The sequence below is a fragment of the Gaiella occulta genome, from assembly GCF_003351045.1.
In the GTDB taxonomy this organism is placed as follows: Bacteria; Actinomycetota; Thermoleophilia; order Gaiellales; family Gaiellaceae; genus Gaiella; species Gaiella occulta.
Genome location: NZ_QQZY01000002.1, coordinates 610,196 through 630,891, shown reverse-complemented (window position 1 = coordinate 630,891; position 20,696 = coordinate 610,196). Strand labels below are relative to the sequence as shown.

Annotated in this window: 21 protein-coding genes; 6 read left to right on the top strand and 15 right to left on the bottom strand. The window is 71.7% G+C overall.

Going from position 1 to position 20,696, the window contains the following annotated elements:
* Positions 1–4: 4 nt before the first annotated feature.
* Both csb2 and cas7g read right to left on the bottom strand, forming a co-directional pair.
* Entirely contained in the window at positions 5–1,387 is a 1,383-nt protein-coding gene (csb2, locus tag Gocc_RS06850; RefSeq protein WP_114795762.1) for a type I-G CRISPR-associated protein Csb2, read from the bottom strand.
* On the bottom strand, positions 1,384–2,652 hold the full coding sequence (gene cas7g, locus Gocc_RS06845; protein WP_114795761.1) for a type I-G CRISPR-associated RAMP protein Csb1/Cas7g: 1,269 nt from the start codon (positions 2,650–2,652) through the stop codon (positions 1,384–1,386). The genes csb2 and cas7g overlap by 4 nt, the downstream gene beginning before the upstream one ends.
* 62 nt (positions 2,653–2,714) lie before the next feature.
* On the opposite strand from cas7g, the gene Gocc_RS06840 reads away from it, so the two are divergent.
* Together Gocc_RS06840 and Gocc_RS06835 are read left to right on the top strand one after the other, a co-directional pair.
* Positions 2,715–2,963, top strand: coding sequence for a type II toxin-antitoxin system Phd/YefM family antitoxin (locus Gocc_RS06840; protein WP_114795760.1), 249 nt, complete (start codon positions 2,715–2,717; stop codon positions 2,961–2,963).
* Positions 2,964–2,965: 2 nt separating this feature from the next.
* On the top strand, positions 2,966–3,391 hold the full coding sequence (locus tag Gocc_RS06835) for a type II toxin-antitoxin system VapC family toxin (RefSeq protein WP_181813437.1): 426 nt from the start codon (positions 2,966–2,968) through the stop codon (positions 3,389–3,391).
* Positions 3,392–3,522: 131 nt separating this feature from the next.
* On the opposite strand, the gene Gocc_RS06830 is transcribed toward Gocc_RS06835, so the two are convergent.
* The 4 genes from Gocc_RS06830 to Gocc_RS06815 form a co-directional block, all read right to left on the bottom strand.
* Positions 3,523–5,745 carry a helicase HerA domain-containing protein gene (locus Gocc_RS06830; RefSeq protein ID WP_147281204.1) on the bottom strand — a complete coding sequence of 741 codons (2,223 nt, stop codon included), beginning with the start codon at positions 5,743–5,745 and terminating at the stop codon, positions 3,523–3,525.
* A 109-nt stretch (positions 5,746–5,854) separates the two neighbouring features.
* The gene (locus tag Gocc_RS06825; RefSeq protein ID WP_422717986.1) at positions 5,855–7,156 is read right to left on the bottom strand and encodes a sulfate adenylyltransferase subunit 1; all 1,302 of its coding nucleotides are present in this window, start codon (positions 7,154–7,156) and stop codon (positions 5,855–5,857) included.
* Positions 7,149–8,060, bottom strand: coding sequence for a sulfate adenylyltransferase subunit CysD (gene cysD / locus Gocc_RS06820; RefSeq protein ID WP_114795757.1), 912 nt, complete (start codon positions 8,058–8,060; stop codon positions 7,149–7,151). Before cysD ends, Gocc_RS06825 begins: the two co-directional genes overlap by 8 nt.
* Positions 8,057–8,734: a phosphoadenylyl-sulfate reductase gene (locus tag Gocc_RS06815; protein ID WP_114795756.1), complete on the bottom strand. Its 678-nt coding sequence runs from the start codon at positions 8,732–8,734 to the stop codon at positions 8,057–8,059. The genes cysD and Gocc_RS06815 overlap by 4 nt, the downstream gene beginning before the upstream one ends.
* Before the next feature lie 87 nt (positions 8,735–8,821).
* Here Gocc_RS06815 and Gocc_RS06810 point away from each other — a divergent pair, with 87 nt between their 5' ends.
* From Gocc_RS06810 to Gocc_RS06800, 3 genes are all read left to right on the top strand, one after another.
* Positions 8,822–9,757: an MBL fold metallo-hydrolase gene (locus Gocc_RS06810; RefSeq protein ID WP_114795755.1), complete on the top strand. Its 936-nt coding sequence runs from the start codon at positions 8,822–8,824 to the stop codon at positions 9,755–9,757.
* Between the two features lie 92 nt (positions 9,758–9,849).
* Positions 9,850–11,151, top strand: a complete 1,302-nt coding sequence (locus Gocc_RS06805; RefSeq protein ID WP_181813436.1) for a hemolysin family protein — start codon at positions 9,850–9,852, stop codon at positions 11,149–11,151.
* A 17-nt stretch (positions 11,152–11,168) separates the two neighbouring features.
* A complete protein-coding gene (locus Gocc_RS06800; protein ID WP_220150491.1) occupies positions 11,169–12,407 on the top strand; it encodes an MFS transporter in 1,239 nt (412 codons plus the stop codon).
* A 234-nt stretch (positions 12,408–12,641) separates the two neighbouring features.
* Here the strand turns inward: Gocc_RS06800 and Gocc_RS06795 are convergent, their stop codons facing one another.
* Both Gocc_RS06795 and Gocc_RS06790 read right to left on the bottom strand, forming a co-directional pair.
* Entirely contained in the window at positions 12,642–13,298 is a 657-nt protein-coding gene (locus Gocc_RS06795) for a response regulator (protein ID WP_114795753.1), read from the bottom strand.
* Positions 13,295–14,425 carry a sensor histidine kinase gene (locus tag Gocc_RS06790; RefSeq protein WP_220150490.1) on the bottom strand — a complete coding sequence of 377 codons (1,131 nt, stop codon included), beginning with the start codon at positions 14,423–14,425 and terminating at the stop codon, positions 13,295–13,297. The genes Gocc_RS06795 and Gocc_RS06790 overlap by 4 nt, the downstream gene beginning before the upstream one ends.
* Positions 14,426–14,588: 163 nt before the next feature.
* On the opposite strand from Gocc_RS06790, the gene Gocc_RS06785 reads away from it, so the two are divergent.
* Complete coding sequence (locus Gocc_RS06785) at positions 14,589–15,398, top strand: cupredoxin domain-containing protein (protein ID WP_147281203.1); 810 nt, start codon at positions 14,589–14,591, stop codon at positions 15,396–15,398.
* 31 nt (positions 15,399–15,429) lie between these two features.
* On the opposite strand, the gene Gocc_RS16075 is transcribed toward Gocc_RS06785, so the two are convergent.
* The 7 genes from Gocc_RS16075 to Gocc_RS06755 form a co-directional block, all read right to left on the bottom strand.
* Entirely contained in the window at positions 15,430–15,606 is a 177-nt protein-coding gene (locus Gocc_RS16075) for a hypothetical protein (RefSeq protein WP_181813435.1), read from the bottom strand.
* Between the two features lie 18 nt (positions 15,607–15,624).
* Positions 15,625–16,113: a hypothetical protein gene (locus tag Gocc_RS06780; protein ID WP_147281202.1), complete on the bottom strand. Its 489-nt coding sequence runs from the start codon at positions 16,111–16,113 to the stop codon at positions 15,625–15,627.
* Positions 16,110–16,580: a hypothetical protein gene (locus Gocc_RS06775; RefSeq protein ID WP_114795749.1), complete on the bottom strand. Its 471-nt coding sequence runs from the start codon at positions 16,578–16,580 to the stop codon at positions 16,110–16,112. The genes Gocc_RS06780 and Gocc_RS06775 overlap by 4 nt, the downstream gene beginning before the upstream one ends.
* Before the next feature lie 88 nt (positions 16,581–16,668).
* Positions 16,669–17,010: a helix-turn-helix domain-containing protein gene (locus Gocc_RS17070; protein ID WP_114795748.1), complete on the bottom strand. Its 342-nt coding sequence runs from the start codon at positions 17,008–17,010 to the stop codon at positions 16,669–16,671.
* Between the two features lie 30 nt (positions 17,011–17,040).
* Positions 17,041–18,294 carry a heterodisulfide reductase-related iron-sulfur binding cluster gene (locus Gocc_RS06765; RefSeq protein WP_114795747.1) on the bottom strand — a complete coding sequence of 418 codons (1,254 nt, stop codon included), beginning with the start codon at positions 18,292–18,294 and terminating at the stop codon, positions 17,041–17,043.
* Complete coding sequence (locus Gocc_RS06760; RefSeq protein ID WP_114795746.1) at positions 18,291–19,202, bottom strand: FAD-binding oxidoreductase; 912 nt, start codon at positions 19,200–19,202, stop codon at positions 18,291–18,293. The genes Gocc_RS06765 and Gocc_RS06760 overlap by 4 nt, the downstream gene beginning before the upstream one ends.
* Positions 19,186–20,640 carry an FAD-linked oxidase C-terminal domain-containing protein gene (locus Gocc_RS06755; protein WP_114795745.1) on the bottom strand — a complete coding sequence of 485 codons (1,455 nt, stop codon included), beginning with the start codon at positions 20,638–20,640 and terminating at the stop codon, positions 19,186–19,188. The genes Gocc_RS06760 and Gocc_RS06755 overlap by 17 nt, the downstream gene beginning before the upstream one ends.
* Between the last annotated feature and the right edge of the window lie 56 nt (positions 20,641–20,696).

Sequence of the window (20,696 nt, the reverse complement as noted above, 5' to 3'; positions counted from 1 at the left end):
CTCGTCACCGCCTGAAGGGACGGAGAAGCCCAAGCCCGAGGTATCGCCCTGTGCCGAGCAGCACGGGGCCCGAGACGGGCGTGGCGAAGCGGACGACGGCGTGGACGAGCGGCCGGCGCGGCCGGCTCGACCTCGGGCGATGCCGAGCAAAGGCATGACACGGCGGGACACCGTGGAACACCGAGTCCGGGCCGACCGTCACCTCTCCGGGTGCGGGCAGTCCGATCCGTTCGCAGGCGCGCGCCACGATCTCCTCGGCCTCCTTCCCGAACGGCCGGTCGGGAAAGGCGTCGAGCTCAATCGGCGTCGCCGTCGCCCAGGACTCTGCAGCCGCTGTCCATGTCTCGGCGCGAAGCCCTCGCGCCGGCTGATCTACCCCGACGCGCGCCAGCTCCCAGCGCCCGGCCCGCCCGAGCGTCAAGTGCGTCACGTCGAGGAGCGCGCGGTATATGGCAGCGCGCTCACCATCGGTCAGCCCGCGCGGGAGTACAGCCGCCACCCCGAGCAGGTGTCCGTCCGCGTGACGGTGCCCGACATCCGGCATCGCAATGTAGGCCACGTGGGGGCGCTCGCTCTTGCCACCTGCTGCGCCGTGCCCGCTGATGACCTCCGGGGCCTCCGCGCCGGCCTTGCTCATCGTCGCCGCGCGAAGACGCGCTGCGATCAGTGGCGCGGCTTCGATCGGAACGTGCGGGCTGGATCCTGCCCGGCGGAAGACGATCATCTCACCGAATACCGATGCGGGCGTCTCGGTCACGGCGGACACGGGAGCACCGTAGGACTGGTCGGCACACGGAAGTCGCCCACGAATGCCCGAGTCCACGTAGACGCAGTACGCATGCTCGAGCGCGTCGAGCTGACCGATCGCCGGCACCCGCATGGTCAGCGTCCCGCCACGCTCGACGGGAACATACGCGGGCTCCGGGGCCTCGTCGACCACCCGAACGGAGACGAGCGACGACGAGTGGCCGAGGTACGTCGTACGAGCCGCCAGGCGCTGGAGTGCCTGGCGGCTACCCGGCGGCGGATCGGCGCCCGGCCAGAAGAACGTCACCAGGGCGTGGTGTGGCGTGACAGAGAGGAAGCTGCGAGGCTGCCGTGAGCGTCGCTCGGGAATAACCTCGGCGTTGCGAGCGTCGTTGGGCGGCACGTAGACGGTCACCATCTGCCGTGCATCGGACCCGGTGGCGCACACAGCAGGCGACGGCTGGGTCTCGAGCCATCGAAGCGCAGCCTCCTCGGCGCGGTCTTTCCCCCCGTCGGCCCAGGCGTTGACCAACGCGAAGAAGAGTCTGGCCGGGTGCGGCGGCCACTCCGGCTCGTCGCGATCGTCCGACCTCGTCGCAACGTACCGGCCGGTGAGGAAGTCGACGCAGAGGGCGATCAACTAACCCCCGCTCTGTCCTCATCGGTGTCAGGTGCTTCGGTGAGGAGCTCCTCGCTCCGCTTCACGAGGTCGACGAGCTTCCGCTCGGGCGTGAGGACGATCTCCTCTTCACTCCAGGCGAACCCCGCCTCCCTGACCCCCTTAGTGGCCTGCGCGACGAGATCGGCTGCTTCAGCTGAGTCGAGCGCAAACCGCTCCGGCTCGCCCCCGTTCGCGGCCACGATCTCGACGGCGAGCGGCTCTGTTGGAACGAGAAGGCACCGCGAGCGGAGGTCGTATCCCTGCTCACGCTGGAACGCGATCGCAGCCACGCCGAGCGCCGCCAGCAGCATGCGTGCGGCGTCGTCCGACCCGTCCGAGCGCGCGCCGTCGACCGGAAATGCGAGCTTGCGGAGCCCCGCGAGCGAGAGCACGGCCGTCTGGACGGCACGGCTGATCGTCACTCCACCTGGAAGCGGGTCGCCTCGACGCTCGTCGCGGGCGAAATCTGGCGTGACGTTGCCGAGATTGAGCGCGGAGGGCTTCCCCTGTCCCCGCTTCGACCTCCCCACGTACAACTCGGGCTGATCCCTCTCGTCCTTTCGCGCTCGCTGGAGATCCGTCGTATAACCCTCGGCGTCGGAGCGGTAGACAGTAGTGCGCGAGGAGATCGGCAACACATCGATACGGCTACCCGTCCGGCGACCGATCACGGCGTCGAAGCCTACGATCTCCGAGACGAGCGCGCGGGCGAACTTCGCACCGAGCCCGCCGCGTGGTCCAGTCGAGTCCCACACACCGAAGACGAGCGCGGTCGGGCACAGCTCGAGCAGGGCCGTAGCATTCCGCACGCTGACGGACGTGAAGCGCTTGCCCGGCTCCGAGTCGCGGAACCGGACACCGTCGAGGAGGCTGTCGCGGAAGATCGCGTCCGCGATGCGATGCGGGGCTTCGAGCGCCGAGATCCTCCCGATATGCGGAAGCTCGCTGGAGAAGTCGGCGACGACCAACGGGAACGCGACCACCCCACGGGAGCGAGCCTCCAGCAACGCGAGCTCCATCCGATTCGCCTGCGACTGCACGGAGTCGAGAACGACGGTCTGCACTTCGGAGTCGTCGACCCGTCGTGTCTCGAGGTGGTACTGGCCGCCCTGGTACGTGGGCGGGAACACCTTGTCACCGGGGCCGCCTGCGGGCTCAAGCGCGGTGATCGAGCGGAGTGCGACGCCTGCGCCACCCACCGCAGCGGCGAGCGTCTCGAACGTGAGAGGCCGAGCCTCTGTCATCTCAACTCCCTTCCGGACATATCGCTACAAGACAGCGTCATGAAAGCGCTACACTTAGAACCATGGAAGTCGGCATCCGGGCGCTTCGCGCCGACCTCTCCCGCTGGCTGAAGCTGGTCGAGGCCGGCGAGGAGATCGTCGTCACCGACCGTGGCAAGCCCGTCGCGAAGATCACGCCCGCGAACGGACGCTCGAAGCTCGACGAGCTGATCGCCCGCGGGCTGGTGCATCCGGCGCCGCGGCCGGTGCGCGAGAAGCTGCCGCCGCCGATCGAGGCCAAGGGCACGGTCAGCGACCTCGTGCGCGACTGAGAGTGGTCGCCTACTTCGACGCCTCGGCGTTCGTGAAGCTCGCGATCACCGAGCCCCATACGGACGAGGTGCGCGCGGCGTGGGACGGTGCACAGCGGCGTCTCTCGTCGCAGCTCCTCTACGCGGAGTCCCGCGCGGCGCTTGCGCGGGCCGTTCGCATGTCCCGGCTCGCCTCTCCCGAGGCTGCCGCTGCGCGGGCGCTCACAGAGCTGTTGTGGGGCGGCGTCGAGCGAGTCGCGGTCACGCAATCGCTCGTCCAGCGGGCGGGCGACCTCGCCGAGGAGCACGGCCTGCGCGGCTACGACGCCGTCCATCTCGCCTCCTTCGAGGAGATCGCGGACGAGCGGACGGTGCTCGTCGCGAGCGACGGCGATCTCGTCTCGGCGGCGGCGGCGCGAGGTTTCCTCACGCTCCCGCTCCCAGCCTGACAGCCGCGTCCCGACCGGCCACTTCTCGTCGACGCGGGCCCGCCTCGGGCCGACGCACCCGGGCGGTGTCGGGCACTCGGCCACGACGCAGGGTGGTCGAGCACGATGCGCCTGCGTTCGAGAGCCACGTCTCACGCATCCTCGGGGAGCCCGGTCGATGCCGATTTCGAGAGCGGTTGCACAGGCGCAAGAGCGTGTTCGACCGCGGCCCGCACGCGCTCCGCCAGCTTCTCGTCCGCGCAGTCCACGTCGAGCGCGTGGCCGCCGCCCTCGGCGCGCAGCGTCACCTCCGCCTCCGGGCCCGAGAAGACGACGAGCTCCTCACCCTCCTCGACGAGCGCCGCCGCCGGCAGCGCGCCGGCGACCGCCTCCTCCAGCACCGCCGCCGCAGGCAGCGCGGCCGCGCCGAGGTCGAAGCTGCGCCGCGGCGCGAAGAGCGGCACGTCGCAGCGGACCGACATCTCGATCATCGTCCCGGCGCAGATGCAGACGCCCGTGTCGAGGTGCGACAGCTCCATCACGAACGTCTCATCAGCCGCCTCGAACGATTCTCTTACGTACCCGATGTCCTCGAGGTTGCAGAGCCGGAAGACGAGCTGGCTGTTCATCTGCGCGAGCACGTCCTTGGCGATGCGGCTCGGGCGCTGGGAGACGATCACGAGCCCGACACCGAACTTCCTGCCCTCGACGGCGACCGTCGTCAGCGCGCCGAGCGAGCCGTGGCGGGCCGCCTCGGCCATGTAGCCGGTCGTGCGCTCGGGCACGTAGTTGTGCGCCTCGTCCACGACGAGCAAGGCCGGCGGCAGCCCCCCGCTCTTCGCCTCGCGGAAGACGCGCTCGGCGAGCACCGCGCACTTCCGCGAGCGCACCACGAACGTCTCGGTCTGCCGCAGGTCGAGGACGTAGAGGCCGGGGGCGGAGAGGTCGGCCTCGTCGTCGCCACCCTCGTGCACGACCCGCGGCTCCTCCTTCCCGACGCAGAAGCCTCCGGGATCGGCGGCGACGGCGTCGGCGATGTCCTGCACGACGTCGTTGCCGGAGCCGGCGAGCAGGCCGGCGAAGGCGGAGGGCTCGTGTGCCTGAGCGGCCGCCGCGCGCAGCTCCTTCTTGATCGCGGCGGTCATGCGCTCGACGGCGAAGCGCTCCTTCACCATCTCCCAGTCGAGCATGTCGATCCTGTCGGGAATCGAGACGTCGAGCAGGACGGCGCCGCCGTCGATCGTCGCGGCGGCGGTCGCGTACTCGCCGTGCGTGTCCACGACGAAGACGCGCAGGCCGCCGCGCGCGGCGAGCGTGCGCAGCACGTGCTTGACCGCGTTCGACTTGCCCGATCCCGTCATCCCGAGCACGGCCAGGTGCTTGCTCAGGATCTCGTCGCTGCGCAGCCAGACGCCGACCTCGGCATGGCCGGCGAGTCGGCCGAGACGCACGTCGCCGTCCCCGAGCAGCCGGCGCAGGAGCGCGGCGGACGGGGCCCGCACGTCGCTGCCGGGTGGGACGGGAACGGTCGCCGTCCCTCCGCGCCCTCCGCGCACACGGCGGAGGACGCGGACACGGGCGATCGTGAAGGCGCTCTCGGGGCGGAAGAACGTCTTCGCGACGAGGAAGCCGTGGTCCTTGACCGGATGGGAGAAGAGGGAGGGGATGTCGGGGACGTTGATCCGCCGCGGCGGGGCGCCGCCGAGCCCCTGCGAGAGGAACATCTCCTCCGTCATCTGCGGGAACGACTCGTTGTAGGCGGTCAGCTCCCGGATCTCGCCGACCACGGTCGTCTCCGCGGCGTCGCTGGCGACGACGAGCTGGCCGACGGAGACCTCGCGCACGGCGACGAAACGCAGCTCCCGCACGCTCGGGAAGTCCATGACGACGCCCAGCAGGTCGGGCCCGAGCTCGTCGGCCTCCTCCCAGATGCGGTCGAAGTGGGAAGCCGCGTCCGCGGCTGCGTCGCCGTCGACGAGGAGGCCGCCTTCCTCGTTGCGCCAGAGCGGACGGCCGTCGTAGCCGTAGCCGCCGCGGCGGGTGAGGTTGCTCGAGCCGACGAGCGCGCGCTCCCGGTCGGCGATCACGAGCTTGGCGTGCAGGCGGCGCGAGTAGCGCATCTGCACGCCCTCGGCGGCGAGCGCCTCGAGCGCCGAGAGGTCGGTGATGCGCAGGTCGCTCTCCTCGGCGACGCGGTAGACGAGGCGCACGGCCAGCTCGCCCGCGCGGACGCGCGGGAGAGCCTCGCCGAGGAGCCTCTGGATCGGGTACGGCTCGACCCACGGCGAGGCGAGGTCGAGCGTCTCCGCGGCGCCGGCGACGATGTCGCGGGCGGCGCGCTCGACGCGATTCTGGGTGACGTAGGCGGTCGTCATGCCGTCGCTCGAGTCTTCATACACCCGCCTCTGTCAGATGTAAAGCTTCGGCGCGGAATCATCGCCCGGAAGTCGGCGCCCGCGAGCCGCCGTCTTACGGCGGATGCGTCTAGGCGCGCACCGAGCGCACCATGCCGGCGGCGACAGTGTCGTTCGTGGCCTCGTCGATGAGGATGAACGAGCCGGTGGCGCGGTTGACGGCGTACGGGTCGACCATCAGCGGGCCGGACAGCCGGAGCCGCACCGTGCCGATGTCGTTCAACGCCATCTCCGCGGCTTCGTGCTGCTCGAGCGTGTCCATGTCGACGACGCCGTCGATGCCCTCGACGATCGCGCGCACGGTGCGCGTCGTGTGCTTGACGGCGAGCCGGGCGCCCGGCTGCAGCGGCCGCTCGCTCATCCAGCAGACCGTGGCCTCGAGCTCGCGTGCCGTTGCCGGCCGGTCGTCGGGGTCGACGAGCATGTCGCCGCGCGGCACGTCGATCTCGTCCTCGAGCCGGATCGTCACCGACATGCCCGGCACCGCCGCGTCGATCGGGCCGTCCGCCGACTCGACCGCGAGCACGCGCGTCCGCAGCCCGGACGGCAGAACGAGCACGTCGTCGCCCGCGTGCCAGATCCCGCCGGCGACCTGTCCCGCGTAGCCGCGGTAGTCGTGGTGCTCGTCGGACATGGGGCGGATCACCCACTGCACGGGGAAGCGGCGGTCGGCGAGGTTGCGGTCGCCGGCGGTCTCGATCGCCTCCAGATGGGCGAGCAGCGTCGAGCCGGTCCACCAGGGCATGCGCGGGGAGGGCTCGACGACGTTGTCGCCGTGGAGCGCCGCGATCGGGATCGCGAACGCGTCCCCGACGCCGAGCTGCGCGGTCAGCGTGTCGAGCTCGCCCTCGATCTCGCGGAAGCGCGCCTCGTCGAAGCCGGCGAGGTCCATCTTGTTGACGGCGAAGACGAGGTGGGGGACGGCGAGCAGCGACGCGATCAGCGCGTGCCGCCGCGTCTGCTCGATCACGCCCTTGCGCGCGTCGAGCAGGACGACGGCGACGTCGGCGGTGGAGGCGCCGGTGACCATGTTGCGCGTGTACTGCACGTGCCCCGGCGCGTCGGCGAGCTGGAAGCGGCGCTTCGCGGTCACGAAGGAGCGGTAGGCGACGTCGATCGTGATCCCCTGCTCGCGCTCGGCGCGCAGCCCGTCGGTGAGCAGCGCCAGGTTGACGTAGCCGTCGCCGCGGCGCTCGCTCGTCTGCGCGACGTGCTCCATCTGGTCGACGAGCACCTGCTTGGTGTCGTAGAGCAGACGCCCGATCAGCGTCGACTTGCCGTCGTCGACGGAGCCGCAGGTGACGAGGCGCAGCAGGTCGGACGAGGCGGCCTCGCCGCCGAGCAGCTCGGCGAGCTCCGCGGCGTCAGAAATATCCGACACGCTTGCGGTCCTCCATCGCCGCCTCGGACGCGCGGTCGTCCGCCCGCGTCTCGCCGCGCTCGGTCACGCGCGTCGACGCGATCTCCGCGACGACCTCGTGCAGGCTCGTCGCGCGCGAGCGCACGGCACCCGTGCAGGACATGTCGCCGACGGTGCGGAACCGCACCCACTCCCTGAACGGGACCTCGTGCTCGTAGCGCTCCACGACGTCGCTCGCGGCATACAGCATCCCGTCGCGCTCGAACACCTCGCGCTCGTGCGCGTAGTAGATCGACGGCAGCTCGAGGCGCTCGCGCGCGACGTACTGCCACACGTCGAGCTCCGTCCAGTTGGAGATCGGGAACACCCGCACCTGCTCGCCCTTGCGGATCTTGCCGTTGTAGAGGCTCCACAGCTCCGGGCGCTGCGCGCGCGGATCCCACTGCCCGAAGTCGTCGCGGAACGAGAAGATCCGCTCCTTCGCGCGCGAGCGCTCCTCGTCGCGCCGCGCGCCGCCGATCGCGGCGTCGAAGGCGTGCTCCGCCATCGCGTCGAGCAGCGTCGTCGTCTGCAGCTGGTTGCGCGAGGCGCGCGGGCCCGTCTGCTCGACGACCCGGCCCCTGTCGATCGACTCCTGCACGGAGGCGACGACGAGCCGCTCGCCCAGCTCCGCCACGCGGCGATCGCGGAACTCGATCACCTCGGGGAAGTTGTGGCCGGTGTCGACGTGCATGAGCGGGAACGGGAAGCGGCCGGGGCGGAACGCCTTCTCGGCGAGGCGCAGCAGCACGATCGAGTCCTTGCCGCCGGAGAACAGCAGCACCGGCCGCTCCAGCTCGGCGGCGACCTCGCGCATGATGTGGATCGCCTCCGCCTCGAGCTCGTCGAGGTGGGTGAGGTGCACCGCCGTCCTCATGCGTCGAGGTGCAGCCCGCACTCGGTCTTGTCGCTGCCGGCCCAGCGGCCCTCGCGGCCGTCGCCCGGCAGCGTGCAGTGGGTGCAGCCGATCGACGCGTAGCCCCGGTCGTGCAGGCGGTTGTAGGGCAGCTCGCGCTCGTGGATGTACGCCCACACGTCGCCGTCCCTCCAGTCGGCGAGCGGGTTCGCCTTCCACAGCTCGTGCCTCTCGTCCCACGCGATCTTCGGTGCCCCGGCACGCGTCGGCGACTGATCGCGGCGCATGCCGGTGATCCACCCGCGCAGGCCGGAGAGGGCCTCGCCGAGCGGGCCGACCTTGCGGATCGCGCAGCAGAGCGCCGGGTTCGAGGCCCACAGCGCGTCGCCGTGCGCGGCTGCCTGCCGTCCCAGCGACGGCCCCTGGTAGACCTCGACGCGGACGCCGTAGCGCTTCTCGACGGCCCGCCAGACGTCGTAGGTCTCGGGGAAGAGGACGTGCGTGTCGAGCGCGAACACGCGCGCGCCGGGCTCGATCGCGAGCAGCATGTCGAGCAGCACCGCCTCCTCCTTCTGGAAGGAGCACGCGAGCGAGAGGCTCGGATGGAAGTGCTCGACCATCACCCCGAGCACCTCGGGGGCGGTGAGCGCCTCGACATCCGTGCCGGGCAGCAGCGTCGCGACGTCCGTCGTCATCGCCCGGGAGGATATCAGGGAATGACGACTACTTATCCATCGAATAAGTCAATCTTCTGATTCGCGGCGGGCGGCTAGAGTCGTGGCATGGACGAGCTCCCGGGCGGCCTGCGCCGTGTCACGCTCCCCCTGCCGGTCAGGCCGGGGCACGTGCACGCGTACCTGCTTCCCGGCGAGGACGGCTGGACGCTCGTCGACACGGGCCTGGGACTGCCGGATGCGGGCGAGCGCTGGGCGGACGAGCTGCGCGGCCTCGAGGGCCCGGTCGCGCGCATCGTCATCACCCACTTCCACCCCGACCACGTCGGCGCCGCCGCCGACGTCGCAGCGCTCACCGCCGCGCCCGTCGCGCAGGGCAGGCTCGACCACGAGCAGTGCGTGCGCGTCTGGGCGAGCGACGATTGGGCGCAGGTGCTCGTCGGCTGGTTCGCGCGCAACGGCGTCCCGCCCGAGGTGACGCACGAGCTGATCGCGCAGGGCTCCTTCTACCGCCCGTTCATCCGCTACCCGGCCGAGCCGCGCCTGCTCGACGAGGGCGACCACGTCGACGGCTGGGAGGTGGTCGCCGCCCCGGGTCACGCCGACGGCCAGCTGACCCTGCTCAAGGACGGCGTCCTCGTCGCCGCCGACCACCTGCTCGGGCGCATCACCCCGACCGTCGGGCTCTGGCCCGCGAGCCGGCCCGACCCGCTCGGCGACTACCTGGGCGCGCTCGAGCGCACGATCGCGCTCGCGCCGCGCCTGGCGCTCCCCGGCCACGGCGACCTCGTCGACGACCCGGTCGGGCGGGCGCGGGAGCTGATCGCCCATCACCGCGAGCGGCTCGACGTCACGGCTGGCGCGCTCGGGCGCGAGCCCCGCAGCGGCTACCAGGTGTCGTTCCCGCTCTTCGGCGCCGACCTCAAGCCGGCCGCGCGGCGCTTCGCGGTGGCGGAGACGCTCTCCCATCTCGAGCGGCTCGTGCGCGAGGGGCGCGCCGACCGGCACGAGGACGTCCACGGCGTTTCCTATACTGCGGGCTGAGTGGAAGGCGAGCTGCCGCCCAGTACCGGCGCCCCGACGACCGGGGCGCTCACACCTGAACATCCCTCCGGACGCAGATGCCGGGCTTCGGCGTGAGCGACTCCGTGCGGATCGCCCTCGTTCTCTCGCTCGTGCTCGGGAACGCGGTCTTCGTTGCGGCCGAGTACGCCCTCGTCACGGCCCGTCGCAGCCGGCTCGAGGAACGAGCGGAACGCGGAAGCCGGGGCGCACGAACGGCGCTCAACCTGATGGACGAGCCGGTTCGCTTCATCAGCTCCGTCCAGGTCGGGATCACCGTCTTCGGAATCGCGCTCGGTGCGATCGGCGAGCCGCTGGTCTCGCGCTACTTCGACTTCGTCTCCCGCGGGATCGCGTTCGCGATCTCGTTCGCCGCGCTCACCTACCTGAGCGTCACGCTCGGCGAGCTCGTGCCCAAGGCGATCGCGCTGCAGAAGGCGGAGCGGATCGCCGTCGCGCTCGCCGCCCCGATCGACGTGCTCTCGCGGGCCGCGTATCCGCTCGTCTGGGTGCTGAACCACTCCGCCAACGCAGCGCTGAGGGTGCTCCGCGTCAAGCCCGCGCCGGCGGGAATGATCGCCTTCACCCGTGAGGACATCCGCCATTCGGTCGCGGCGGCCGAAGACGTCGGCGAGATCCAGACGGCCGAGGAGGAGATGCTGTACAAGGTCTTCGACTTCGCCGAGAAGGAAGCCTCGGACGTGATGGTGCCGCGGCCGGAGGTCGTCGCGATCTCCGTCGAGATGCCGCCCGAGGAGGCGCTGCGCGCCGTGCTCGACTCCCCCTACACGCGCTACCCCGTCTTCCGCGAGTCCCTCGACGACATCGTCGGCATCCTGCACGTGCGCGACCTCGTCTCCGCGCTCAACGACCGCGGCATCGCCGACGTCGAGCTCGCCGAGCTGCTGCGGCCCGCCTACGTCGTGCCCGAGACGAAGGATCTGGCGTCGCTGCTGGCGGAGTTCCGCCGCACGAACCAGCACATGTCGATCGTCGTCGACGAGTACGGCGCCACGCAGGGGATCGTCACGCTCGAGGACCTGCTGGAGGAGATCGTCGGCGAGATCGAGGACGAGTTCGACCTGCCGGACGAGTCGGTCGAGCGGGTCGACGAGACGACGATCCGCATCGACGGCACCTTCCCGATCGACGACTTCAACGAGGAGTTCGGGACGGCGCTCGAGCACGAGGACTACCACACGGTCGCCGGCTACGTGTTCGACCTGCTCGGTCGTGCCGCCGAGCCGGGCGACGAGGTGCGCTCGGACGGGCTGCGATTCACCGTCAGAGAGGTGGAGGGCTCGCGCATCCAGCGTCTCGAAGTGGAGTTCCTGTCGGCGCCGGAGCACGTGGACGAGAACGGGGAGGCGGCGTAGCGCCGCCCCATGCGACGGTGCGGGCAGTCGACTCACCGCTCCGGCACCGTGATTTCGTCCTCTTCCTCGGCGTCATGCTCGCGTCGGGGTTCGCGCTCGAGATGTCCTTCGTCGCCGTCGGCTGGCAGGTGTACGCCGTGCACGGCGACCCGCTCGACCTCGGGCTCGTGGGGCTCGCGATGTTCATCCCGCTGCCGCTGCTCGCGCTGCCCGCCGGGCACCTCGCCGACCGCTTCCCCCGTCGCACGCTCCTCGCGCTCGCGATCGCGCTGGAGGCGGCCGTGGCCGTCGGGCTGCTCGCCGTCACGCGCGCGGGCGCCGACCGGACATGGCCGTTCTTCCTGCTCGCGTTCGCAACCGGCGTCGCGGCGTCGCTCGGCTCGCCGGCTTCGCGGGCGCTGACGCCGTCGCTCGTGCCGCGTGAGGTGCTCGTGCGGGCCCTGGCGCAGCGATCCGTCGTCTTCCAGGCCTCGGTGATCGGAGGCCCGGCACTCGGCGGCCTGCTCTTCGCGCTGCGAGCCGATCTCGTGTACGGCGTCTCGGCCGCGCTCTCCGTCGTCGCTCTGGCGGCGACGCTTCTCCTGCGCGCCGGGCGCGACCCCGCCGGCGGAGCGGCGCCGGATCTCGCGAGCCTGCTCGGCGGCGTTCGCCTCGTTCGCCGCACGCCCGTCCTGCTCGGCGCGATCTCTCTCGACCTCTTCGCGGTGCTGTTCGGCGGGGCCGTGGCGCTCCTGCCGGTGTTCGCGAAGGACATCCTCGGCGTCGGTCCCGCGGGCCTCGGCATCCTTCGCGCGGCGCCCGCCGCGGGCGCGCTCCTCGCCGCGATCGTGCTCACGCGCCGCCCGGTGCGGGAGCGGGCGGGCCGCACGCTGCTCACGGTCGTCGCGCTCTACGGCGTCTCGATCGTGGTCTTCGGCCTGTCGACGTCGATCTGGCTCTCGCTGCTCGCGCTCGCCGCCGGCGGCGCCGTCGACATGGTGAGCGTCGTGCTGCGGCAGACGATCCTGCCGCTCGTCACCCCCGACGAGCTGCGCGGACGCGTCAACGCCGTCGAGATGGTCTTCATCAGCGCGTCGAACGAGCTCGGCGCGTTCGAGTCCGGGCTCGCGGCCGCGCTCGTCGGCGCCGTGCCCGCCGTCGTCGTCGGCGGCGTGCTCACCGTCGCGATCGCCGTCGGCTGGACGCGCTTCTTCCCGGCACTGGCGCGCGTCGACCGGCTCGACGAGCTGCGGCCGGCTGTGTCGGCCGTGTCCTGAGCGGCGTCTTGCGGCGGGCGTGAGCGGAGGGCAGCACGAGGTTGCGGCAGGCGACGGCCCAACCCGGCGGTTGCCCGCGTTTCCCGACTGCCGCGCCGACGACGACGTTCTCGGACGCAAGGTGCGACGCCTCTGCGCCGAGAAGACCTGGTTGCAGACGAGCGCAGAAGAGCGTCGAACGATGAGGGCGCACAGAGCCGACCTCGAGCGGCGATTCGTTGCGATGATCGAGCGCTACCGGTCGCCCGGTCGCACGAGGCCCGACTCGTAGGCGACCACAACCGCCTGGGTGCGGTCGCGCAGGTCGAGCTTCCGCAGGAGGTGGGCGACGTGCGTCTTCACCGTGTGCTCGCTGACGACGAGCTCTGCGGCGATCTCGGCGTTCGTCGAGCCACGGGCGACGAGGCGGAGGACGTCGACCTCGCGCGCCGTCAGCGTCTCGAGCGTGGGTGGTCGCAACGGCGGCCCGTTGCGCCGTGCGAACTCCTCGATCAGCCGGCGGGTGACCGACGGCGCGAACAGGGAGCCGCCGGTTGCGATCACGCGGATCGCCGAGACGAGCTGCTGCTCGGGAGCGTCCTTGAGCAGGAATCCGCTGGCGCCCGCCCTCAGCGCCCCGTAGACGTACTCGTCGAGATCGAACGTCGTCAGCACGAGCACGCGTGGGCTCGTCTCGTCGACGACGACCTGTCGTGTCGCCTCGATGCCGTCGAGCAGCGGCATCCGGATGTCCATCAGCACCACATCAGGCCGGAGCTGGCGCGCCAGCGCCACCGCCTCGACGCCGTCGTCCGCCTCGCCGGCCACCTTGATCCCGGGCTCGGCCTTGAGGATCATCCGGAACCCGGCCCGGACGAGCGACTGGTCGTCGGCGAGGAGGACGCGGATCATCGCTTGCTCGCGTACGGCAGACGTGCGCACACCGCGTAGCCGCCGCCTGCGCGGGGCCCTGCTTCGAGCTCGCCCCCGTAGACGGAGACCCGCTCGCGGATCCCGACAAGGCCGTGACCGCCGGCGTCGCCGTTCGTCGTTCCAGCGCCGTCGTCGGCGACGTCGACCTCCAGTCGGTCCTGCTCGTAGCGCAGGATGACGCGCGCTCGTGCCGGGCCCGCGTGCTTGAGCGCGTTCGTCAGCGCCTCCTGGACGATCCGGTACGCGGAGAGGTCGACGCCCGGAGGTAGATCGACAGGCGTGCCCTCGACGACCAGCTCGACGGGTAGACCGGCGACACGAACCTGGTCGACGAGCGCGTCGAGCCGCGAGAGGCTCGGCTGAGGGGCGAGCGCGAGCTCCTCGTCGCTCTCCCGCAGAAGGCCGACGAGGCGGCGCATCTCGACGAGCGCCTGCTGCCCGGTGTGCTCGATGGTGTCGAGTGCGCCGCGCGTCTCGCCGGGCTCGGAGTCGAGCAGCCGCCGGCCGCCGCGCGCCTGCAGCACGATCACGCTGATCGCATGGGCGACGACATCGTGCAGCTCGCGTGCGATGCGCGCCCGCTCGTCGACGATCGCCGCCTCGGCGGCGTCGCGCTCCCAGCGCATGCGCGCCTCGCTCACCCGGCGGCGTTGCACGACGTAGCCGGCGAGCCAGGGCGCACCGAAGAGCAGGGTGAAGAAGATGACGCCCCCGAACGTCACGCCGTCGGGGTCGGTCACCAGCACTGTGAGCCCGAAAGCGGTCGTCATCGCCCCGGCCGACCACGCACGGCGGCCTGAGGTATGCGCGGCCCCGTTGTAGACGACGAGGAGCACGATCAGGCCGAACGCCTCGACGTCGAGCACGCGCTTGGGTAGCCATTGTCCCAAGAGCCCGACAGCGGCGAGGACAGCCATCAGGGTGATCGGCACGCGAACGCGGCGGGCGAGCGGCACCAGCAGGGCCAGCGCGCCGGCCGTGGTGGCGAGCTTGTCGGGCCTGGAGACGTCGAGCGACCAGACCTGGACGATCATCAGGGCGACCAGGCCGACGGCGAGGATCGCGTCGCCGTGGCGGTGGATGAGGTCGGTGACCCTCCCTGGCACGGCTAGACCGTACGCCGTCGCCCGCGGTCGCGCCATCGGCCGCCGGAGCGATCCGCATCCGCGAGATCGCGCCGGGGAGTGATCCAGGATCGCCGCGGGCGGCGACGACGGATAGCGCCGAGCGGCCTAGCTTCGGGTGGTCACCGAGAAGGAGGTCGTCCCCATGGGTGCACGGATCCTGCTACCCGCCCTCGCACTGCCCGCGCTCGCCGCCGCCGGCTTCGTCGCCGCGGCGCACGGTGCCGCGCCGAGACCCGGCCCGGTCGAGGTCGACGCCGCCGACTACGCCTACGTGATGCCGAGCGTGGTCAAAGGCGGCGTCGTTGCGATGCGGTTCCGCAACACCGGCAAGGAGCCCCACGAGTTCGCCTTCGGCCGCATCGACAAGGGCCACACGTTTGCCCAGGCGCTGCGCGCGTTCGACCGGGGCAAGGACGTCGCCTGGGTGCACGACTTCGGCGGGCCGCCGCTGCTGACGCCCGGAGCCGAGATCACGATCACGAGGAAGCTCCCGCCGGGGAACTACTTCTTCATCTGCGCCGTGCCAGACGCGAAGGGTGTCCGTCACTCGAAGCTCGGCATGGCTCGAGCCTTCACGATCACCGGGGACTCCGGGGCGCAACTGCCGAAAGCCGACGCTGTGATCACGGCCGGAAAGAAGCGGTTTGTCGTCCCGCAGCTGCAGGCCGGCCGGCAGACGATCGAGCTGCGCAACCGGGCCGGGACCGGTCGTGGCTTCGGCCTCGTCACCCTCAACCCCGGGAAGACGAAGGCCGACGTCGACCGCTGGGTCAAGTCGATCGAGACGACGGGCAAGCTGCCGGCGGGCCCGATGCCGATGACGTTCCTCGGCGCGATGCAGACGATCCCGAGCGGCACATCGGTCTACCTCACGGTCAACCTCGAGGCGGGTAGGCGATATCGCGTCTCCGACGATGAGTCGGGCATCCAGGCCGTCTTCACGCCGAGGTGATCAAGCTCGGTCAGCTAACTGTCGAGTGCGCTCAGCGGCGGGCCCGGCGCAGCAGGCCCGCCGCGCCGACGTCGCGGATCGAGGCGTCGACGAGCTCGATCGGGTGCAGCGCCGGCAGCGGCTGCTTCTGCCGGCGCAGCGCCGTCGCCACCTGCACGAGGCAGCCCGGGTTCGCGCTCGCATACACGTGCGCTCCCGTCGCCAGCACGTGCGCCGCCCTGCGGTCTCACGCGAGCTCGAGGACGGCTTCGAGCGCGGGTAGCTGCCGTTCGTCGCCGGCTGCGAGGCGAGAGCGGATGATGTCCCGGAGTGGCGAGACGAGAACGGTGAGGTCTGGCTCGAGCTGCAGCACGAGTGCGTTGCGGCGAACTGCTGCGTAGGTGTCGAAGCCGGCCGGTGTGTGGTGCAGATCGATGTGCCCGAAGGGTGTGTACAGGCTCAGATCAGCCTTCTTGCCGAGAGCTCGCTGGGCGTCTTCGACGTCGGTCAGGACGATCCCGTCGATGTCGGTCATTGCGGCCACGAGCCGTCGACGGTTGGCCGCGCCGGGCGCGGGCGTGATGTCGATGTCGTAGGTGGGAAGCGGCGATCCCTGCAACACGGCGGCGAGACCGCCGATGAGGACGTGCTCCACATGGTGCCGGCCGAGCGCACGAAGCACCACGAGTGGATCGAAGGGCCATTCGTGCCACTCCCCGCGGCGCTCGCCACTCACTGCTCTCTCCTGGGAAGCCGTTGCAGCAGCGCCTCGAGGCGGGGAAGGGCATCACGATCCTTCGGCGTGTCGCTCGCGCGCTTGGAGGCAATGACTCGCTCCAGGTTGGCAACTCGGATCTCGATGCCGTCGGCGACGAGAAGGAACGACTCGCTCGGCCGCGCAAGGTCCGGATATCCCTCGGTGGCGGCAGGGTTGAGGACGACATCGAGGTCGCCGAAGCGCGTCGTCAGGAACGTCGTCTCACGCAGGCGGAGATGCTGGTCGTCGATCGGCCACGACGCGTCGGCGTCCCCGTCGGCAGTCAGCACCTGTGCTTCCATCTCGCGAAGGGCGTCAGCGAGGCGCTGGAGGTTGCGGACGTGCCGGTCAGGCGTGATGTCGATGTCGCTCGTCGGCTCCGACCAGCCCTGCGTCACCGCCGCGTAGGCGCCGATCACAACGAACTCGACGCCGCGGCGCTTCAACGTGGCAAGGATCGCCTGGGGGTCGAACAGGTGGAGGGGCGGCGTCCCGCCGCTCGGCCGGGGCTGCGACCCGGTCGTGTCGTTCCCGCTATCGCGAGCGATTGCCCACTCCTTCGTTGCCGAGCGCGGCGCGCCGCGTGGATTGCGCCACGTGCGCGAGGTTGACTCCGAGCTCGAGACGCTGAAGCGGTGTCAGCGCGAGCCGACGGCGAACGTCGCGTGCATAGGAAGCGTCGCCAGCTGCCAGAGAGATCCGCGGCTCCAGCCCACAGGCGCGCACGAGCCTGGTCACGGACGCGAAGCTCGCATCGACTTCCCCTCGCTCGATGCGCGAGACGGCGTTCTGTGCCATCCCGGCGCGAGCACCCAGCTGCGCCTGCGTCAGGCCTGCTCGTGTGCGGGCCAGGTAGACGAGATCACCGCTTCGCACTGTTCGGCGACTATATCACATATATGTACTTTATCGACGGGCCCGGCGCAGCAGGCCCGCCGCGCCGAGGTTGCGGATCGAGGCGTCGACGAGCTCGATCGGGTGCAGCGCCGGCAGCGGCTGCTTCTGCCGGCGCAGCGCCGTCGCCACCTGCACGAGGCAGCCCGGGTTCGCGCTCGCATACACGTGCGCTCCCGTCGCCAGCACGTGCGCCGCCTTGCGGTCGCCGAGCTGCCGGGCCGCATGCGGCTGCGTGACGTTGTAGATGCCGGCGCTGCCGCAGCAGATGTCCTGCTCGGCCGGCTCGACGACCTCGAGGCCGGGGATGCGCGCGAGCGATGCCGCCGACGAGAGCGGCAGCCGCTGTGCGTGGCGGAGGTGGCACGAGTCCTGCATCGCCACCTTCAGGTTGAGCGGGTGACGTGGCGCCCGCGGCTCGACGCCCGTGAGGAACTCGCCCAGATCGCGCACGCGCGCCGAGAAAGCGGCCGCGCGCTCGGCCCAGGCGGGATCGTCGCCCAGCACGTGCCCGAGCTCCCTCAGGTGCGAGCCGCAGCCGGACGCGTTCACGACGACCGTGTCGACGCCCTCGAGCGCCTCGATCACGCGGCGGGAGAAGGCGCGTCCCTCCTCGAGCCTGCCCGCGTGCATCGAGAGGGCGCCGCAGCAGCCCTGCGGCGGGGCGGCCACCTCGTAGCCGTCGGCGGCGAGCACCCGCGCCGTCGCCGCGTTGACCGACCCGAACACGACCGCCTGCACGCAACCTGTGAGAATGGCGACACGCCCGCGCGTCTCGCCACGCGCGGGCGTGATCGCCGCCGGCGCCTCGGTCGAGCGCCACGGCGGCGCGATCTCCGTCATCGCGCCGAGCCGGCCGGGAAGCGGCAGCGCCCGGCCGAGCGGCGCGAGCCGCAGCGCCGGCGCCATCCGGCGCGGATACGGCAGCAGCCGGAAGAGCAGCGAGCGCACGAGCCGCTCGCCGGGCGGCCGCCGCACCTCGGCCTCGATCGTCCCGCGCGTCGCCTCGATGAGGCGGTCGTACTGCACGCCCGACGGGCAGGCCGTCACGCACGCCATGCAGCCGAGGCAGCGGTCGAAGTGCGTGACCGCGGTGGGGCTGAGCCCGATCTCCCCGTCGAGGTGTGCCTCGATCAGCTGGATGCGTCCGCGCGGCGAGTCCATCTCCTCGCTCCACAGCAGGTACGTCGGGCAGGTGGGCAGGCAGAAGCCGCAGTGGACGCAGTCGCTCGCCAGCGAGCGCAGCACGTCGGGGGCAGCGCTCACGCGAGCGTCCCCGCGGGATCGAAGCGCTCGCGGACGCGCTCCTGCAGGAGGCGCACGGAGGTCGGCGTGTCGTCGGGCGTGGGGTGGGGCACGTAGGCGACGCCGGCAGCGGCGCGCGCGACCGCCTCGTCGAGCTCGGAGAGCGCCTCGCGCAGCGCGCCGGGGGAAAACCGCAGGCGGCCGCGCGCCGCCCCCTGCCGGGCGCGTGCCTCCCGCCACACCTCGCCGGACGCCTCCGCCCCTCCGACGAGGTCGCGAGCCGCGCGGAGCTGCGCGTCGACCGACGCCCTTCCCCCTTCGAACAGGACGGCAACGCGCCCGGGGTGCAGGACGTCGAGCGCGCTCGGCACGAGCCGGGACGCCATCAGCGCGGCCGTCACCGCGGCGGCGTCGTCGCTGTCGACGACGAGCGTCGCCGACGCAGGCGCCAGCGGGTGGAGCCGGAGGCTCACCCGCGCGATCAGGGCGACGCGGCCGCGAGACCCGCAGACGAGCTTGCCGAGGTCGTAGCCCGCGACGTTCTTGACCACCTTGCCGCCCGCGTTCGCGACCGTGCCGTCGGCGAGCACGAGCGTGACGCCGAGCACGAGATCGCGCGGCGCGCCGAAGCGGTGCCGCAACGGGCCCGACAGGTTCCCCGCCAGGCAGGCGCCGACCGTCGGGTCGCCCGGCGGGTCGAGCGACAGCCGCTGCCCGTGCCGGGCCAGCGCCGCGTTCAGGGCCGAGAGCCGTATCCCCGCCTCCACGGTGCACGTGAGGTCGCCCGCCTCGTGCTCGAGGATGCGGTCGAGCCCGGTCGTGTCGATGTCGTCGCCGATGCGCACGCGGCGGCCCTGCGACGACGCCGCGCGCAGCGCGGCAGACGCCTCCTCCAGGCTCGTCACGCGCACGCTAGAGGCGCTCGGCAACGCCCATCCTCTCGAGCGGGTGCATCCTGTACGGCCCCGGCACCTCGCCGCACAGGCGCGGCGTGGGCACGACCTTCCCCGGGTTCGCGAGCCCGTCCGGGTCGAAGGCCCGGCGCAGGCGCTCGAACGACGCGAGGTCGCGCTCCGAGAACATCTTCGGCATCGAGCACGCCTTGTCGACGCCGACGCCGTGCTCGCCGGTGAGCGAGCCTCCCGCCTCGAGGCAGGCGACGAGGATCTCGTCGGCGAGCGCCTTCGCCGCGTCGGTCTCCCCCCTGGAGGCGTCGTAGAGCACGAGCGGGTGCAGGTTGCCGTCGCCGGCGTGGAAGACGTTGCCGACGCGCAGACCGTGCTCGGCCGACAGCGCGGCGATGCGCCGCAGCACCTGCGGCAGCTTCGTCCGCGGCACGACGCCGTCCTGGACGTAGTAGTCGGGCGAGATCCGCCCCATCGCGGCGAACGCGCCCTTGCGCCCGAGCCACAGGAGCGCCCGCTCCGCGTCGTCACGGGCCACCCGCACCTCGAAGGCGCCGCGGTCGCGGCAGATGCGCTCCACGAGAGCGGCGTCCTCCTCGACCTGCACGGCGACGCCGTCGAGCTCGACGAGCAGCACCGACTCGGCGCCCTCGGGGTAGGCGGGATGGAACGCCTCCTCGGCGGCGGCGATCGTGAGCCGGTCCATCATCTCGATCGCAGCCGGGAGGATGCCGGCCGACACGATCGCCGAGACGGCCTCGCCCGCCTCGTCGGTCGAGCGGAAGGCCGCGAGCTGCGTCGTCACCGCCTCCGGCGTGCGCAGGATGCGCAGCGTGATCTCCGTCGCGATCCCGAGCGTCCCTTCCGAGCCGACGAACGCGCCGAGCAGGTCGATCCCGTCCGGGTCGAGCGCCTTGCCGCCGAGCTCGACGAGCTCGCCGTCGGGCAGCACGACGACGAGACCGGTGACGTGGTTGACGGTGAAGCCGTTCTTCAGGCAGTGGGCGCCGCCGGAGTTCTCCGCCACGTTGCCGCCGATCGTGCAGACCTGCTGGCTCGACGGGTCGGGCGCGTAGAAGAAGCCGTCGCCGGCGACCGCGCGTGTGACGTCGAGGTTCGCGACGCCGGCCTGCACGACGACGCGCTGGGCGGCAAGGTCGATCTCGAGGATCCGCTTCATGCGCGCGAGCGAGATCACGACGCCGTCGGCGACGGGCAGCGCACCGCCCGAGAGCCCGGTACCGGCTCCGCGCGCGACGAAGGGGACGCCCTCGCGGGCGCACAGCCGCACGATCGCCTGCACCTCGCCGGTCGCTCCCGGCAGCGCCACCACGGCGGGCGTCGCGCGCCAGCCGGTGAGGCCGTCGCAGTCGTAGACGCGCAGCTGCTCGGGCTCGGTGAGCACGTGCTCGCGGCCGAGCACGGCCCGGAGCTCCGCGGCGAACGTGTGGGCGAGAGGCATCGGCTCGAGTCTACTGAGCGCGGCGCGCCACGCTGAATCGATGATCGATTATCACT

Excerpts from the sequence above, each read along its gene's own strand:
- cas7g (WP_114795761.1), bottom strand. The coding sequence starts at position 2,652 with ATGACAGAGGCTCGGCCTCTCACGTTCGAGACGCTCGCCGCTGCGGTG.
- Gocc_RS06840 (WP_114795760.1), top strand. The coding sequence starts at position 2,715 with ATGGAAGTCGGCATCCGGGCGCTTCGCGCCGACCTCTCCCGCTGGCTG.
- Gocc_RS06830 (WP_147281204.1), bottom strand. The coding sequence starts at position 5,745 with ATGACGACCGCCTACGTCACCCAGAATCGCGTCGAGCGCGCCGCCCGC.
- cysD (WP_114795757.1), bottom strand. The coding sequence starts at position 8,060 with ATGAGGACGGCGGTGCACCTCACCCACCTCGACGAGCTCGAGGCGGAG.
- Gocc_RS06815 (WP_114795756.1), bottom strand. The coding sequence starts at position 8,734 with ATGACGACGGACGTCGCGACGCTGCTGCCCGGCACGGATGTCGAGGCG.
- Gocc_RS06810 (WP_114795755.1), top strand. The coding sequence starts at position 8,822 with ATGGACGAGCTCCCGGGCGGCCTGCGCCGTGTCACGCTCCCCCTGCCG.
- Gocc_RS06795 (WP_114795753.1), bottom strand. The coding sequence starts at position 13,298 with ATGATCCGCGTCCTCCTCGCCGACGACCAGTCGCTCGTCCGGGCCGGG.
- Gocc_RS06785 (WP_147281203.1), top strand. The coding sequence starts at position 14,589 with ATGGGTGCACGGATCCTGCTACCCGCCCTCGCACTGCCCGCGCTCGCC.
- Gocc_RS06755 (WP_114795745.1), bottom strand. The coding sequence starts at position 20,640 with ATGCCTCTCGCCCACACGTTCGCCGCGGAGCTCCGGGCCGTGCTCGGC.